This is a genomic window from Pseudomonas sp. HS6-2 (genome assembly GCF_049325675.2).
In the GTDB taxonomy this organism is placed as follows: domain Bacteria; phylum Pseudomonadota; class Gammaproteobacteria; order Pseudomonadales; family Pseudomonadaceae; genus Aquipseudomonas; species Aquipseudomonas putida_N.
In genome coordinates, this window is sequence record NZ_CM143906.1 from 1,675,207 (window position 1) to 1,690,028 (window position 14,822).

Consider the following 14,822-nt stretch of genomic DNA (forward strand, 5'->3'; position numbering starts at 1 on the left):
AGAATTTGTAATGACCGACGCCCTGCGCCTGATCCTCGAAGATGTAGACGGCACCCAGCTGGAAACCTCCTGCACCCGTTTTGCCATTGTCTGGCAAGGCAAGGAAGTGTGGGTTCAGCAGGACGGCCGTGGCCAGCTGCTGATCGGGGTGGATGTCGAGGAGGGCGATGCCGAATACGCCAACCTGCTGCTGCGCCCGATGGCCACCAACCTGGTCAGCCTGCAGCTGGAAATGGAACCGGCGGAAGTCGGCGACGATGACGATCATGTCCATGGCCCCGACTGCGGCCACCATCACTAAGGAAGCGCCTATGCTCGCCCTTGGCAAATTGCTCGAGCTGACCCTGACCGATCACGAGCCGGCCGAGAAGACTCAAGTGACACCCAAGGGCGTGCGGTTGCGCTGGCTGGGGGAGGGCGCACTGGAAGTGCGTCCGCCCGAAAGCGAGGATTGTGGGCTTGACCTGCTGCTTTCGGCCGGTATCCACGGCAACGAGACAGCACCGATCGAACTGCTCGAAAGGCTGCTTCATGGCGTGGCCAACGGCAAGATCAAGCCACGTGCGCGGATTCTGTTCCTGTTCGGCAACCCGGTCGCCATTCGCAAGGGTGAGCGTTTCGTCGAGCAGGACATCAACCGGTTGTTCAACGGTCGTCACGAGCTTTCCAGTGGCTTCGAGGCATTGCGTGCGGCCGAGCTGGAGCAGTTCGCCCGGGTGTTCTTCAGCAAGCCTGAGCGCACCCGCCTGCATTACGACCTGCATACCGCCATTCGTGGCTCCAAAATCGAGCAGTTCGCCCTGTACCCCTACAAAGAGGGGCGCAAGCATTCCCGCCGCGAGCTGGCCCGCCTGGCTGCTGCCGGCATGGAGGCGGTGCTGTTGCAGAGCAAGTCGTCGATCACCTTCAGTGCCTTCACCTACGAACAGCTGGATGCCGAGGCATTCACCCTGGAGCTGGGCAAGGCACGGCCGTTCGGGCAGAACGAGCAGGTCAACCTCGACAAGCTTGAAGAGCGCCTGATCCACATCATCGAAGATACCGAACCCGAGATCGACGGCTCGCTGGATGGCCTCAAGCTGTTCAGCGTCGCTCGCGAGATCATCAAGCACAGCGACAGCTTCCACCTGCACCTGCCGGCGGACATCGAGAACTTCTCCGAGCTGAGCAAGGGTTACCTGCTGGCCGAGGACCTGGCCGAGATGCGCTGGGTGGTCGAGGAGGAGGGGGCGCGGATCATCTTCCCCAATCCCAGGGTCAAGAATGGCCTGCGCGCCGGCATCCTGATCGTGCCTGACTCGGGGCAGCGCCTGGGCTGAAATTGGCGTCGCCCGCGAGGCCGGCGACGCGTTTTTCGGATCCGATCCCGGATGAAAACCTTTTAATTCACCGCCTGTTCCATTTTCCCTTCCCTTGGGCGGTAATTGGCTTGCCAGTGGCGAAAGGCTGCATTTAGCATCCGGTCATGTCATTTTCGTTTGCAAGCGCCTTAAAAGCCGTCCAATCGACGCTTTCTATCGCATAAACACACTGCACCGAGATTGCAGGACCGATATAATGCGGCCCTTTGCCGTCGTTTCGTCGACGTGTTTGCCCCCAAGGGCCGCCGTTTCCGTGGAAGAACCTATGAAAAGCGCAGAAATCCGTGAAGCCTTCCTTCGCTTCTTCGAAGAGCAGGGCCATACCCGAGTCGCCTCCAGTTCGCTGATCCCGAACAACGACCCGACCCTGCTGTTCACCAACGCTGGCATGAACCAGTTCAAGGACTGCTTCCTCGGTGCCGAGAAGCGTGCCTACACCCGCGCTGTCAGCAGCCAGAAGTGTGTGCGTGCCGGTGGCAAGCACAACGACCTGGAAAACGTCGGCTACACCGCGCGTCACCACACCTTCTTCGAAATGCTGGGCAACTTCAGCTTCGGTGACTATTTCAAGCGCGACGCGATCACCTTCGCCTGGACCTTCCTGACCTCGGACAAGTGGCTGAACCTGCCCAAGGAAAAGCTCTGGGTCACCGTCTACGCCTCTGACGACGAAGCCTACGACATCTGGACCAAGGAAGTCGGCGTGCCGGCCGAGCGCATGGTGCGCATCGGTGACAACAAAGGCGCCCCGTACGCCTCCGACAACTTCTGGACCATGGGCGACACCGGCCCGTGCGGCCCATGCACCGAGATCTTCTACGATCACGGCGCCGAAATCTGGGGCGGCCCACCCGGCTCGCCGGAAGAAGACGGCGACCGCTACATCGAGATCTGGAACAACGTCTTCATGCAGTTCAACCGCACCGCCGACGGCGTGCTGCACCCGCTGCCAGCGCCGTCGGTGGACACCGGCATGGGCCTGGAGCGCATCAGTGCGGTCATGCAGCACGTGCACTCGAACTACGAGATCGACCTGTTCCAGAACCTGCTGTGCGCCGCGGCCAAGGCCATCGGTTGCAGCAACGACGGCCAGGCTTCGCTGAAAGTGGTGGCCGACCACATCCGTTCCTGCGGCTTCCTGATTGCCGACGGCGTACTGCCGTCCAACGAAGGCCGTGGCTATGTGCTGCGTCGTATCATTCGCCGCGCTTGCCGTCACGGCAACAAGCTGGGCGCCAAGGGCAGCTTCTTCTACCAGATCGTCGCCGCCCTGGCCGCCGAGATGGGCGAGGCCTTCCCAGAGCTGCAGAGCCAGCAGGCGCACATCGAGCGCGTGCTCAAGGCTGAAGAAGAGCAGTTCGCCAAGACCCTGGAGCAAGGCCTGCGCATCCTCGAGCAGGACCTGGCCCAGCTCAAGGGCGACGTGGTCCCGGGCGACGTGGTGTTCAAGCTGTACGACACCTACGGCTTCCCGATGGACCTGACCGCCGACATCGCCCGCGAGCGCGAGCTGACCATCGACGAAGCCGGCTTCGAGCGTGAAATGGAAGCCCAGCGCGAACGTGCCCGCTCCGCCAGCAGCTTCGGCATGGACTACAACAGCCTGGTCAAGGTCGACAGCGCCACCGAGTTCCTCGGTTATGACGCCACCGAAGGCCAGGGTAAGATCATCGCTCTGTACAAGGACGGCCAGGCCGTCGACCAGCTGGGCGAAGGCGAGCAGGGCGTCGTGGTCCTCGATCGCACTCCGTTCTACGCCGAATCCGGTGGCCAGATCGGTGACACCGGCTTCCTGCAGGCCGGCGCTGCACGCTTCGACGTGCGTGACACCACCAAGACTGGCGGTGCCTTCCTGCACCACGGCGTGGTCGCCCGCGGCGCGCTGGTCATTGGCTCGCCGGTCGAGGCCAAGGTCGATGCCGACGTGCAGCACGCCACCTCGCTGAACCACTCGGCCACTCACCTGCTGCACGAAGCGCTGCGTCAGGTACTGGGCGAGCACGTACAGCAGAAGGGCTCGCTGGTCGACAGCCAGCGCCTGCGTTTCGACTTCAGCCACTTTGAAGCGGTGAAGCCGGAGCAGATCAAGCAGCTGGAAGACATCGTCAACCGTGAAGTGCGCAAGAACACCCCGGTTGAAACCGAGCTGACCGATATCGAAACCGCCAAGGCCAAGGGTGCCATGGCCCTGTTCGGTGAGAAGTACGGTGATACCGTGCGCGTACTGAGCATGGGCGGCGATTTCTCCGTCGAGCTGTGCGGCGGTATCCACGCCAAGCGCACCGGCGATATCAGCCTGTTCAAGATCATCAGCGAAGGCGGCGTGGCTTCGGGCGTACGCCGGATCGAAGCGGTTACCGGTGCCGCTGCACTGGCCTACCTGAACGCTGCCGAAGAGCAGGTCAAGGAAGCCGCTCAGCTGGTCAAGGGCAACCGTGACAACCTGATCGACAAGCTGTCGGCTGTGCTCGAGCGCAACCGCCAGCTGGAAAAGCAGCTAGAGCAGCTGCAGGCCAAGGCCGCCAGCGCCGCCGGGGACGATCTCTCCAATGCGGCCGTTGAGGTCAAGGGTGCCAAGGTGCTTGCCGCCCGCCTGGATGGGCAGGATGGCAAGGCACTGCTGGCGCTGGTCGATCAGCTGAAGAACAAGCTCGGCCACGCAGTGATCCTGCTGGGCAGCGAGCATGAGGGCAAGGTCGTGCTGGTGGCCGGCGTGACCAAAGACCTCTCCAGCCAACTCAAGGCTGGTGACCTGATGAAACAAGCCGCTGCGGCAGTGGGTGGCAAGGGCGGTGGCCGTCCGGACATGGCCCAGGGTGGTGGCGTCGATGTCGCTGCACTGGACCAGGCCCTGGCGCTGGCCGTGCCGTTCGCAGAGCAGGGACTTTGAGATGAAGGGGCCGGCGGTCTAGTCGCCGGCCCCTTCATGTTGGATGGTTTTTTTGAGGCCCGGTACGGGCTGAGGCACCATTGAAATGGCGTTGATCGTACAGAAATTTGGCGGCACCTCTGTCGGTTCCATCGAGCGGATCGAGCAGGTAGCCGAAAAGGTCAAGAAACACCGTGAAGCGGGCGACGACCTGGTGGTTGTGCTGTCGGCCATGAGCGGTGAAACCAATCGCCTGATCGATCTGGCCAAGCAGATCACCGATCAGCCGGTTCCGCGTGAACTGGATGTGATCGTGTCGACCGGTGAGCAGGTCACCATTGCCCTGCTGACCATGGCCTTGATCAAGCGTGGTGTGCCAGCGGTGTCCTACACCGGCAACCAGGTACGCATCCTCACCGACAGCGCGCACAACAAGGCGCGCATCCTGCAGATCGACGACCAGAAGATCCGTGCCGACCTCAAGGAAGGTCGCGTGGTCGTGGTAGCCGGTTTCCAGGGTGTCGACGAGCACGGCAGTATCACCACCCTCGGCCGTGGTGGCTCCGACACCACCGGCGTGGCCCTGGCGGCTGCGCTGAAAGCTGACGAGTGCCAGATCTACACCGACGTCGATGGCGTCTACACCACCGACCCGCGTGTCGTGCCACAGGCCCGCCGCCTGGAGAAGATCACTTTCGAAGAGATGCTGGAAATGGCCAGCCTCGGTTCCAAGGTGCTGCAGATCCGTTCGGTGGAGTTCGCCGGCAAGTACAACGTTCCGCTGCGCGTGCTGCACAGCTTCAAGGAGGGTCCAGGTACCCTCATTACCATTGATGAAGAGGAATCCATGGAACAGCCGATCATTTCCGGTATCGCCTTCAACCGTGATGAAGCCAAGCTGACCATTCGTGGCGTACCGGATACCCCGGGCGTTGCCTTCAAGATCCTCGGCCCGATCAGCGCTTCGAACATCGAAGTGGACATGATCGTGCAGAACGTTTCGCACGATAACACCACCGACTTCACCTTCACCGTACACCGCAACGAGTACGAGAAGGCCCACAGCGTGCTGGAAAACACCGCACGTGAAATCGGTGCCCGTGAAGTGATCGGCGACACCAAGATCGCCAAGGTGTCGATCGTCGGTGTCGGCATGCGCTCCCACGCGGGGGTTGCCAGCCGCATGTTCGAAGCCTTGGCCAAGGAGAGCATCAATATCCAGATGATCTCCACCTCCGAAATCAAGGTCTCGGTGGTCATTGAAGAGAAGTACCTGGAGCTGGCCGTACGCGCGCTGCACACCGCGTTCGAACTCGACGCTCCTGCCCGACAGGGCGAGTAACGCCTTGCTCGGAGGGCGCGGCTTGGCCGCGCCCTTCGCGTTTCTGGTCGCCACGCAGGCCCTGTCCTGCCGGCGAGGCGATCATCCAGGCTGTGTGTCGTCGTCCACGACTGGCCTGACATCCCAAGACTGAAATCCCTGAATGTTTTGCGTAAGGAGAAAGCTATGTTGATTCTGACTCGTCGGTGCGCCGAGAGCCTGATCATTGGAGACGGCGAGATCACCGTGACGGTGCTCGGCGTCAAAGGCAACCAGGTGCGTATTGGTGTCAGCGCCCCTAAAGAAGTGGCTGTTCACCGCGAGGAAATCTACCTGCGGATCAAGAAGGAGAAGGATGAAGAGCCAAGCCTTTAATTTTTTTGAAGTTTTTTTCAAAAAAAGGGTTGCAAAGGTGAAAGAGGTTCTTTAATATTCGCCTCGTGTTGCGGTGAGGTGGCCGAGTGGCCGAAGGCGCTCCCCTGCTAAGGGAGTATACCTCATAAGGGTATCGGGGGTTCGAATCCCCCCTTCACCGCCATTATTTGCGTAGGGCGCTGTAAGCAGTAGGAACACTAAGTCGTTGAAGTTAAACGAAAAAGTTCTTGCAAATATGTTTCAGCGAACTATCATGCGCGGCAATACTGGACTCATAGCTCAGCTGGATAGAGTACTCGGCTACGAACCGAGCGGTCGCAGGTTCGAATCCTGCTGAGTCCACCACTTTTGAAGTGGCTTTGTTTGCAAGGCTGCTTCAAATCAACCAGTGGTAATCTGGTCTAAAAATACCAATCGCGGACTCATAGCTCAGCTGGATAGAGTACTCGGCTACGAACCGAGCGGTCGCAGGTTCGAATCCTGCTGAGTCCGCCACTTTTTGAAGTGGCTCTGCTTGCAAAGTCGCTTCACCCGCCAGCGGTATCTGGTTTGAAACTGCCAACCACGGACTCATAGCTCAGCTGGATAGAGTACTCGGCTACGAACCGAGCGGTCGCAGGTTCGAATCCTGCTGAGTCCACCACTTTTGAAGTGGCTCTGCTTGCAAAGACGCTTCACCCACCAGTGGTAATCTGGTCTAAAACTACCACCACGGACTCATAGCTCAGCTGGATAGAGTACTCGGCTACGAACCGAGCGGTCGCAGGTTCGAATCCTGCTGAGTCCACCATACAATCAAGAAGCCCGCTCAATTGAGCGGGCTTTTTGTTTTCTATTTCACTGCTTTGTCAGTGATGCCTGACTAGACTGCACAGTAACCCGCTCGACAGACTTTTGCGCGGCGGATGTGTTTTTTATTGCTCGCCCGCCGTCGCACTGATGGCTTCGAGCATTGTCCCAGCTTTATCGCGCAAACGATTGTTCTGGCCAAAATTTTAAGCGATCTGACAGCTTAGGCAGTGTATGATTGCGCCCGTCAGCCCCGCCGGGGCTTGTGGAAAACCACCATGGACTTACCCAGTAGTTACTCCTTAACAAGATTCATACAGCTAGATCTGACTGATTGATTCTCCCGGCGTGCTCCGCTGCTGGGAGTGGAGTTCGCCTATGACTGAAGTAGAAGTAAAGAAAGCGCAAGAAAGCCTGCAGGATCGCCTGGCCCAGGTGGTCGAACTGCTGCAGCGCCAACGTGTGGTAGAAGACCTGACCCACCGTCAGGAAGGTCAGCACAATGACCTGGTGGAGAATCTTGTCCACCGCCAGAACCTGGTTGACCTGCAGCGCAAGCTGGACGACCTGCACCCTGCCGACGTCGCCTATATCCTCGAAGCCCTGCCCCTGCAAGACCGCCTGACGGTCTGGCAGCTGGTGCGCTCGGATCGTGACGGCGACATCCTCCTCGAAGTTTCCGACTCTGTTCGTCAATCGCTGATCGCCGACATGGACGATCACGAGATCCTGGCTGCCGCCAAGGAAATGGACGCTGACGAACTGGCCGACCTGGCGCCAGAGCTGCCACGCGATGTCGTCCACGAGCTGATGGAAAGCCTCGATGCCCAGCAGCGCGAGCGTGTGCGCTCGGCGCTGAGCTACGACGAGGAGCAGGTCGGTGCGCTGATGGACTTCGAGATGGTCACCATCCGCGAAGACGTCAGCCTGGAAGTGGTACTGCGTTACCTGCGGCGCCTGAAGGAGCTGCCCAACCATACCGACAAGCTATTCGTGGTCGACTATGAAGGCATCCTCAAGGGCGTGCTGCCGATCAAGCGCCTGCTGGTCAACGACCCGGAGAAGAAGGTAGCGGAGGTCATGGCGACCGACCCGGTATCCTTCCAGCCCGAGGAAGATGCCTACGATGCGGCGCAAGCCTTCGAGCGTTATGACTTGGTATCGGCGCCGGTAGTCGATAAGGCCGAGCGCCTGATTGGCCGTCTGACCATCGACGAGATGGTCGACCTGATCCGTGAGGAGAGCGAGAGCGAAGTGCTCAACATGGCGGGTCTGCGCGAGGAGGAGGACATTTTCGCCTCGGTCTGGCGCTCGTTCCGCAACCGTTGGGCATGGCTGGCAATCAACCTCATTACCGCCTTCGTTGCTTCTCGCGTGATCGGCCTGTTCGAGGGCTCGATTGAAAAACTGGTAGCGTTGGCTGCGCTGATGCCGATCGTTGCCGGTATTGGTGGCAACTCGGGTAACCAGACTATCACCATGATCGTCCGTGCCATGGCGCTGGACCAGGTATCGCCGGGCAATACCAGCCGCTTGATGCGCAAGGAGTTGGCGGTATCGCTGATCAACGGCCTGGTGTGGGGCGGCGTGATTGGTGCAGTGGCGTTCTGGCTGTATGGCAGTTGGTCGCTGGGTGTGGTGATGACAGCAGCGATGACTTTGAACCTGTTGCTGGCGGCGTTGATGGGGGTGCTGATTCCAATGACCCTGGCCCGCCTGGGGCGTGACCCGGCGATGGGTGCCAGCGTGATGATCACGGCTGTAACCGACAGTGGCGGCTTCTTTATCTTCCTGGGCCTGGCTACACTGTTCTTGCTGTAATGCGATTGGGGTGCCTTGCGCGCCCTTGGTCATTTTGCGGACACAACTAAAAAAGCCAGCTTACGCTGGCTTTTTCGTGTCTGCTTGATGCCGGCCTCAGGAGGCGTCGGCGGCCATTTCCACATCGTGAGCGATGAGGGCCACCAGCGCATTCTGCTGGCGGTGCGACAGCTGGCGGAAACGTTGCAGGAGCTCGCGCTCATGCAGCGACAGCTCCGGGCTGTCCAGGCGCATGCTCAGCTCGTCGCCCAGCGCACCTTCCTGGATAAGGCTCTGCTCCAGGCGCGCGATGATCTCGGAGTTCATGCTGCGGTGATGGTTGCGCGCTACCTCGGCAATGCGCTCACGCATCCCGTCGGGCAGGCGGACGACGAACTTGTCAGCGGTGCGGCTCGAATAAATAGCCTGTTTCATTGGGCGCATATAAATTGACCGGATTTTACTGGTTCAGGGGAAGCGGTTCTCAAATTGGCCGCACGGGGTGGAAGTACGACCGTGGCGACGACAAAATGTTCAACCGTCATAAAAATTTGGATGGTCATCTTGCCTCATGGCCGCCGATTCCTTGGCGTCAATTCTGTGACAAATAGTGAGCTGGATAAAGGCTTTTTGCCAGTACCAATTATCAGAAATGAGCACTGGTTTGAAAAGTTTTGCATTATCCAGCCCGCCGTACCGTCAGCGTTTTGCCGTCAAAAACCTGTAAAACGCAGCAAAGGCCCCAGAAAACACCTAGAATGCGCGGGTTTCCTTCCATAGAGCATAGTGGCTATGCAACATGACGCAAGCGCCCGAGATGGAACCTCAGGCCGCCTGATATTCCTGATAGGACCCTCAGGTTCGGGAAAAGATTCCCTGATCGATGCTTCTCGCGCGCAATTGTCTGCCGCAGGGGTGGAAATTGCCCGTCGTGTGATCACGCGTTCCGCCGAGGCCAAGGGTGAGGCAGCCCATGGCGTCAGCGCGGAGCGGTTCGCGCAGATGTGCGAGGAGGGCGCGTTCGCCATGCACTGGCGAGCTAATGGCCTGGAGTACGGGATCCCGGCCCAGGTGGATCACTGGCTTGCGCAAGGGCACTCGGTGCTGGTGAATGGTTCGCGGGCTTATCTGCCTGAAGCACAGGCGCGCTACCCAGATATGTTGGCCGTTTGCCTGGAAGTGCAACCCGAGGTGCTGCGTCAACGCTTGCTCGCCCGCGGGCGGGAAACTCCGGAGCAAGTCGAGCAGCGCCTGGCGCGCAATGCTCGGCTGCAATTGGAAACTGCGCCGTCGGTCTACCCCCTCGACAATTCAGGTGATCTGGCAACTGCAGTTGCGGCCTTGCTCGATCTGTTGCGTCAGGAAAAGTTGATTGCCTGAGCGGCTCTCAGAAAACCCCTACGTGCAAAAAGCCCGATTCAGGCATGACAAACGGTGGCGGGCTGGTTAACATGCTCGCCGTCCCGCTGTTGCTGCATTCAGTCAGCACGCATGGCTTGCGGGTTTCAGTCCCTGTAGTTTAATGGATAGAACGGGGTCCTCCTAAGACTCTGGTGCAGGTTCGATTCCTGCCGGGGACGCCATCCACGCTAAATCCCTCCCTCTGCCCCTCGTTTCCTTTGCACAAGGCCGACGTGCGCTGCGCGCGCCCGAACCGGAGCTTGCTGTCATTTCATCGAGGGTCGAAGGATGCTTGCCGCCACCTGCTTCAAGGCCAGCCAGGCGCTGCCTGTTGCCAATCAATTGCTGCTCAACCCGCTGCGGCCAGCTGCCGTAAGGGGGAGATCATGAGCACCATACTGGAACTGCTGGCCCGGCCCTTGCTGCCTGGCCAGCGCAGCCTGCCCTTGCTGGTCGAGGCGCCCCACGCCGGCCTGGACCTCAACGAGGCGCTGGAGCCGATCCGCGAGCTGGTCGACCGCCACTTGCTCGACGCCGGCGGCATTCTTTTTCGCGGCTTCGATGTAGGCGGCGCCGAGGCCTTTCGCAGCTTCGCCGGCGGCTTCGGCCATCCGCTGCTGAATTACGAGTTCGGCTCTACCCCGCGCAGCAACGTTACCCAGGGTGTGTACACCTCAACCGAGTACCCGCCGCACCAGAAGATCCCGCTGCACAACGAACAGGCCTACACCCGTGAATGGCCGATGAAGATCTGGTTCTACAGCATGATCGCCGCCGAGAGCGGAGGGGAAACACCTATCGCCGACAGCCGCGAGGTGTTCCGCCGGATCGACCCGCGAATCCACGAGCGTTTCAACCGCCATGGGCTGATGTATGTGCGCAACTTCGGCAATGGCCTGGATGTGCCGTGGGAACAGGTGTTCAACAGTGACGACCCGGCAGTGGTGGAAGCCTACTGTCAGCGCCATGCGATCACCTGCGACTGGAAGGACGACGGCGAGTTGCGCACCCGCCAGATCTGTCAGGCAGTGGCCCGCCACCCGCGAACCGGCGAGGATGTATGGTTCAACCAGGCGCACCTGTTCCATGTGTCCAACCTGCCGCCCGAGGTGCGCGAGAGCCTGCTGGAGGTCGTCGACGAGGAAGACCTGCCACGCAACGTCTACTACGGCGACGGTTCGCCCATCGAAGACTCGATACTCGATGAGGTGCGCGGTGTGCTGGATGAGTGCACTATCGCTTTCCCGTGGCAGGAAGGCGATGTGCTGATGCTCGACAACATGCTCGCTGCCCACGCCCGCAGCACCTTCACCGGCAAGCGCAAGGTGATCGTGGCCATGGCTGAAGGCCACGCTGCGGGCTGAATCAGGTGGCAGCGCAGGGGCCGCCGGCATACCTTCGGGCGCACCGGCGGGTTTTGCATATAGCACCTAAATGCGAGCCGTAATCATTCGTTCAACAGGTATCGCGGAGCCCAGGGCGGCTCCCATCACCGGTTCGGACGACCTATGAGCACCCTCGATCAATCCCTGAAGCTGGCGCGCCGCTTCATTGAACTGCCGCTGGAAAAACGCCGTGTATTCTTCGCCGCCCTGCGCGACGAACAAGTCGATTTCACCAGCTACCCCATCCCCGACTGCAGCGGCATCGCCGGCCGCGACCAGCTCTCCTATGCCCAGCAGCGCATGTGGTTCCTCTGGCAGCTGGAGCCGGCCAGTGCTGCCTACAACCTGCCAGGGGCCGTGCGCCTGCTCGGCAGGCTGGATCACCAGGCGCTGGACCTGGCCTTTGCCGATCTGGTGCAGCGCCACGAGTGCCTGCGCACCACCTTCGACGACGTCGAAGGCCAGGCGTTGCAGCGTATCGGTGACGGTGCGCAGGTGCAGGTTCGCCATGTCGACCTGTCCGCCCTGGATGCAGATCAGCGCCTGCAGCGAACCCGTGAAGAAGTCGCCCGCGAAGCCGGCCAGCCATTCGACCTGCAACAGGGCCCGCTGCTGCGGGTGGCGCTGCTGCAACTGACGGCGGATGAGCATGTGCTGCTGCTGACCATGCACCACATCATTGCCGATGGCTGGTCGATGAACATCCTCATCGAAGAATTCATGCGCTGCCTGGACGCCCGCAGCGCTGGCAACCAGGCCCAATTGCCGGCGCTGGCCGTGCACTATCGCGACTACGCCCTGTGGCAGCGCAGCTGGATGGAAGCCGGCGAGCAGGCCCGCCAGCTCGGCTACTGGCGCGCCCAGCTGGGTGAGGAGCATGAACCACTGGAATTGCCCACCGACCGCCCACGCCCGGCCCAGCCGAGCCATGCCGGTGCGCGCCTGGAGTTCGCCATCGACGCCGAGCTGCGCAGCGGCCTGAAGGCGCTGGCCCAGCGTCAGGGTACGACCTTGTTCGTGGTGCTGCTGGCGGCCTTCAAAACCCTGTTGTACCGCTACAGCGGGCAGGGCGATATCCGCGTCGGCGGCCTGATTGCCAATCGCAACCGCAGTGAGGTCGAGGGCCTGATCGGTTTCTTCGTCAATACCCAGGTGCTGCGCAGCCAGCTGGATGGGCGCCAGACCTTCGAGCAGTTGCTGGCAGCGCTGCGCCAGACCGTCCTCGGCGCCCAGGCCCACCAGGAACTGCCGTTCGATGCGCTGCTGGAGGCGCTGCAGCCCAGCCGCAGCCAGAGCCACAACGCGCTGTTCCAGGTCATGTACAACCACCAGCCGCTGGTCACCGACATTCAGGGCATGCGCCTGGGTTGCGGCCTGCAGCTGGCGCATCTGGACGCCGAACAGAGCGTGGCCGGCGCCCGCAGCCATGCCGCGGCCAGTGACCTGATGCTGGAAACCCGCGAAGAAGGCGAGCGCCTGCTGGCCGCCTTCACCTACGCCACCGATCTGTTCGACGCCGCCACCGTCGAGCGCATGGCCGGCCACTGGCGCAACCTGCTGCGCAGCGTGCTGGCCGACCCGCAACGCCGAATCGGCGAGCTGCCATTGCTCGATGCCGCAGAAACCCGCCAGTTGCAGCGTTGGGCACTGCGCGCACCCGCCCCGCAGGCCTCGGCGGTGGCCCATCAGCGTTTCCAGGCCCAGGCAGCACGCACGCCCGAGGCGGTCGCGCTGGTGCTGGCCGGCGAAGGGCAGGGCGCCAGCCTGAGCTACGCCGAGTTGGAGCGCCGCAGCAACGGCCTGGCCCAGCGCCTGGCGCAGTCGGGTGTCGGCCCCGAGGTGCTGGTCGGTGTGGCACTGGAGCGCTCGCTGGACATGGGGGTTGCCTTGCTGGCGGTGCTCAAGGCCGGCGGAGCCTATGTGCCGCTGGACCCGCAAGCGCCCAGCGAACGCATCGCCCAGGTGTTCGCCGACAGCGGCCTGCGCCTGCTGCTGACCCAATCAAACCAGCTGAGCCAGCTGCCAGTGGCCGATGGTATCGAGGTCCTGTGCCTGGACCAGGCGCAGGGCGAGCAACCTGAGCATGCGCCGCAGGTATCACTGCAGCCCGGCAACCTGGCCTACGTGATCTACACCTCCGGCTCCACCGGCCGCCCCAAAGGCGTCGCCATCAGCCATGGCGCGCTGGACGAGTTCTGCCAACTGGCAACCGACTATTCGCGCCTGACCACGGATGATCGCGTGCTGCAGTTTGCTACCTGCAGCTTCGACGGCTTCGTCGAACAGTTCTACCCACCGCTGTGCGTCGGTGCCCGCGTGGTGCTGCGCGACAGTCGCCTGTGGGACAGCGCCAGTTTCCTGCAGGCATTGGAGCAGCATGGCATCACGCTCGCCGACCTGCCGGCCGCCTACTGGCACATGCTGGTGCAGGATTACGCACGCGAAACGCCACGGGCGTTTGCCGCACTGCGCCAGGTGCATGTCGGCGGCGAAGCCATGGCGTTGGACGGCCTCGATTTGTGGCGCCGCGCCGGCCTGGGCGGCGTGCGCCTGCTCAACACCTATGGCCCGACCGAGGCCACGGTAGTGTCCAGCATCCACGACTGCACGGCGTTGGCGTCGCAGGATGTGTCGTGGCGCGGCATCCCCATTGGCCAAGGCCTCGCCGGGCGCCGCCTGTGCATTCTCGACGGCGAGATGCAGGCAGTGCCGGCCGGTGCCATCGGTGAGCTGTACATCGGTGGGCCCGGCTTGGCGCGCGGTTATCACGGCCAGCCCGCGCTCAGCGCCGAACGCTTCCTGCCCGACCCCGAAGTCCCCGGCGAGCGCCTGTACCGCACCGGTGACCGCGCCCGCTTCGACGTCAGTGGCGCCATTGAATACATCGGCCGCGTCGACCATCAGGTGAAGGTGCGCGGCTTCCGCATCGAGCTTGGCGAAATCGAGATGCGCCTGCAGCAATGCCCTGGCGTACGGGAGGCGGCGGTGCTGGCCCTGGACATGGCCGGCGGGCGGCAATTGGTGGCCTATGTGGTCACCGAAGCCGACGGCGCCAGTGCCGAGGTGCAGCGCCAGGCGATCCGCGAGGGCCTGCGCGCGACACTGCCGGATTACATGGTGCCTGCGCACCTGGTGCTGCTGGAAAAGCTGCCGCTGACCCCCAGCGGCAAGCTCGACCGCAAGGCCTTGCCCGCGCCCGAGCCGAGCCAGCTGCAGGCCAGCTTCCGCGCGCCGGTCAGCGAGCAGGAACAGCAGCTGGCGGCGATCTGGATGGAGGTGTTGCAGGTGCCCCGCGTCGGCCTCGACGACAGCTTCTTCGACCTGGGCGGGCACTCGTTGCTGGCGGCCCAGGTCATTGCCCGGATCAAGTCCGAACTGGGCGTCGCGCTGCCCATGCGAAGCCTGTTCGAACGCCCGCACCTGGCTGCCCTGGCTGAGGAGCTGCAAGCCCTGGGCGGCACCGCCGACGAAGACTGGGCCGACATGGAAGCGTTCATGAATTCACTGGAGGAGGTTTGAGC

Annotated in this window: 10 protein-coding genes and 6 tRNA genes; 15 read left to right on the plus strand and 1 reads right to left on the minus strand. The window is 62.0% G+C overall.

The window, feature by feature from the left end; translation table 11 throughout:
- The first annotated feature begins 10 nt into the window (after window positions 1-10).
- The 11 genes from ACOKS3_RS07925 (at window position 11) to mgtE (ending at window position 8,536) form a co-directional block, all read left to right on the plus strand.
- The gene (locus ACOKS3_RS07925) at window positions 11-301 is read left to right on the plus strand and encodes a topoisomerase II (RefSeq protein WP_103446432.1); all 291 of its coding nucleotides are present in this window, start codon (window positions 11-13) and stop codon (window positions 299-301) included.
- A gap of 10 nt (window positions 302-311) precedes the next feature.
- Window positions 312-1,319, plus strand: coding sequence for a succinylglutamate desuccinylase (astE, locus tag ACOKS3_RS07930; protein WP_103446433.1), 1,008 nt, complete (start codon window positions 312-314; stop codon window positions 1,317-1,319).
- 307 nt (window positions 1,320-1,626) lie between these two features.
- The gene (alaS, locus tag ACOKS3_RS07935) at window positions 1,627-4,251 is read left to right on the plus strand and encodes an alanine--tRNA ligase (RefSeq protein ID WP_181004464.1); all 2,625 of its coding nucleotides are present in this window, start codon (window positions 1,627-1,629) and stop codon (window positions 4,249-4,251) included.
- 85 nt (window positions 4,252-4,336) lie between these two features.
- Window positions 4,337-5,572, plus strand: a complete 1,236-nt coding sequence (locus tag ACOKS3_RS07940; protein ID WP_085675858.1) for an aspartate kinase — start codon at window positions 4,337-4,339, stop codon at window positions 5,570-5,572.
- 165 nt (window positions 5,573-5,737) lie between these two features.
- On the plus strand, window positions 5,738-5,926 hold the full coding sequence (csrA, locus tag ACOKS3_RS07945) for a carbon storage regulator CsrA (RefSeq protein WP_003254503.1): 189 nt from the start codon (window positions 5,738-5,740) through the stop codon (window positions 5,924-5,926).
- Window positions 5,927-5,998: 72 nt separating this feature from the next.
- Window positions 5,999-6,089, plus strand: a tRNA-Ser gene (locus tag ACOKS3_RS07950).
- Window positions 6,090-6,194: 105 nt separating this feature from the next.
- Window positions 6,195-6,271 (plus strand) — tRNA-Arg (locus ACOKS3_RS07955).
- A gap of 73 nt (window positions 6,272-6,344) precedes the next feature.
- Window positions 6,345-6,421: transfer RNA gene (locus ACOKS3_RS07960), tRNA-Arg, on the plus strand.
- A gap of 71 nt (window positions 6,422-6,492) precedes the next feature.
- Window positions 6,493-6,569: transfer RNA gene (locus ACOKS3_RS07965), tRNA-Arg, on the plus strand.
- A 70-nt stretch (window positions 6,570-6,639) separates the two neighbouring features.
- A tRNA-Arg gene (locus tag ACOKS3_RS07970) sits at window positions 6,640-6,716 on the plus strand.
- 377 nt (window positions 6,717-7,093) lie between these two features.
- Window positions 7,094-8,536, plus strand: coding sequence for a magnesium transporter (mgtE, locus tag ACOKS3_RS07975; protein ID WP_103446435.1), 1,443 nt, complete (start codon window positions 7,094-7,096; stop codon window positions 8,534-8,536).
- Window positions 8,537-8,632: 96 nt separating this feature from the next.
- On the opposite strand, the gene ACOKS3_RS07980 is transcribed toward mgtE, so the two are convergent.
- On the minus strand, window positions 8,633-8,959 hold the full coding sequence (locus ACOKS3_RS07980) for an Arc family DNA-binding protein (protein ID WP_003254499.1): 327 nt from the start codon (window positions 8,957-8,959) through the stop codon (window positions 8,633-8,635).
- A 348-nt stretch (window positions 8,960-9,307) separates the two neighbouring features.
- Between ACOKS3_RS07980 and phnN the strand changes: the two genes are divergently transcribed.
- The 4 genes from phnN (at window position 9,308) to ACOKS3_RS08000 (ending at window position 14,820) form a co-directional block, all read left to right on the plus strand.
- The gene (phnN, locus tag ACOKS3_RS07985; protein WP_103446437.1) at window positions 9,308-9,895 is read left to right on the plus strand and encodes a phosphonate metabolism protein/1,5-bisphosphokinase (PRPP-forming) PhnN; all 588 of its coding nucleotides are present in this window, start codon (window positions 9,308-9,310) and stop codon (window positions 9,893-9,895) included.
- A 128-nt stretch (window positions 9,896-10,023) separates the two neighbouring features.
- Window positions 10,024-10,098: transfer RNA gene (locus ACOKS3_RS07990), tRNA-Arg, on the plus strand.
- A gap of 204 nt (window positions 10,099-10,302) precedes the next feature.
- Entirely contained in the window at window positions 10,303-11,280 is a 978-nt protein-coding gene (locus ACOKS3_RS07995; protein ID WP_103446438.1) for a TauD/TfdA family dioxygenase, read from the plus strand.
- Window positions 11,281-11,424: 144 nt separating this feature from the next.
- The gene (locus ACOKS3_RS08000) at window positions 11,425-14,820 is read left to right on the plus strand and encodes a non-ribosomal peptide synthetase (protein WP_103446439.1); all 3,396 of its coding nucleotides are present in this window, start codon (window positions 11,425-11,427) and stop codon (window positions 14,818-14,820) included.
- The last annotated feature ends 2 nt before the right edge of the window (window positions 14,821-14,822 follow it).

Coding starts and splice junctions, on each gene's coding strand:
- ACOKS3_RS07925 (WP_103446432.1), top strand. CDS start 11: ATGACCGACGCCCTGCGCCTGATCCTCGAAGATGTAGACGGCACCCAG.
- astE (WP_103446433.1), top strand. CDS start 312: ATGCTCGCCCTTGGCAAATTGCTCGAGCTGACCCTGACCGATCACGAG.
- alaS (WP_181004464.1), top strand. CDS start 1,627: ATGAAAAGCGCAGAAATCCGTGAAGCCTTCCTTCGCTTCTTCGAAGAG.
- ACOKS3_RS07940 (WP_085675858.1), top strand. CDS start 4,337: ATGGCGTTGATCGTACAGAAATTTGGCGGCACCTCTGTCGGTTCCATC.
- csrA (WP_003254503.1), top strand. CDS start 5,738: ATGTTGATTCTGACTCGTCGGTGCGCCGAGAGCCTGATCATTGGAGAC.
- mgtE (WP_103446435.1), top strand. CDS start 7,094: ATGACTGAAGTAGAAGTAAAGAAAGCGCAAGAAAGCCTGCAGGATCGC.
- ACOKS3_RS07980 (WP_003254499.1), bottom strand. CDS start 8,959: ATGCGCCCAATGAAACAGGCTATTTATTCGAGCCGCACCGCTGACAAG.
- phnN (WP_103446437.1), top strand. CDS start 9,308: ATGCAACATGACGCAAGCGCCCGAGATGGAACCTCAGGCCGCCTGATA.
- ACOKS3_RS07995 (WP_103446438.1), top strand. CDS start 10,303: ATGAGCACCATACTGGAACTGCTGGCCCGGCCCTTGCTGCCTGGCCAG.
- ACOKS3_RS08000 (WP_103446439.1), top strand. CDS start 11,425: ATGAGCACCCTCGATCAATCCCTGAAGCTGGCGCGCCGCTTCATTGAA.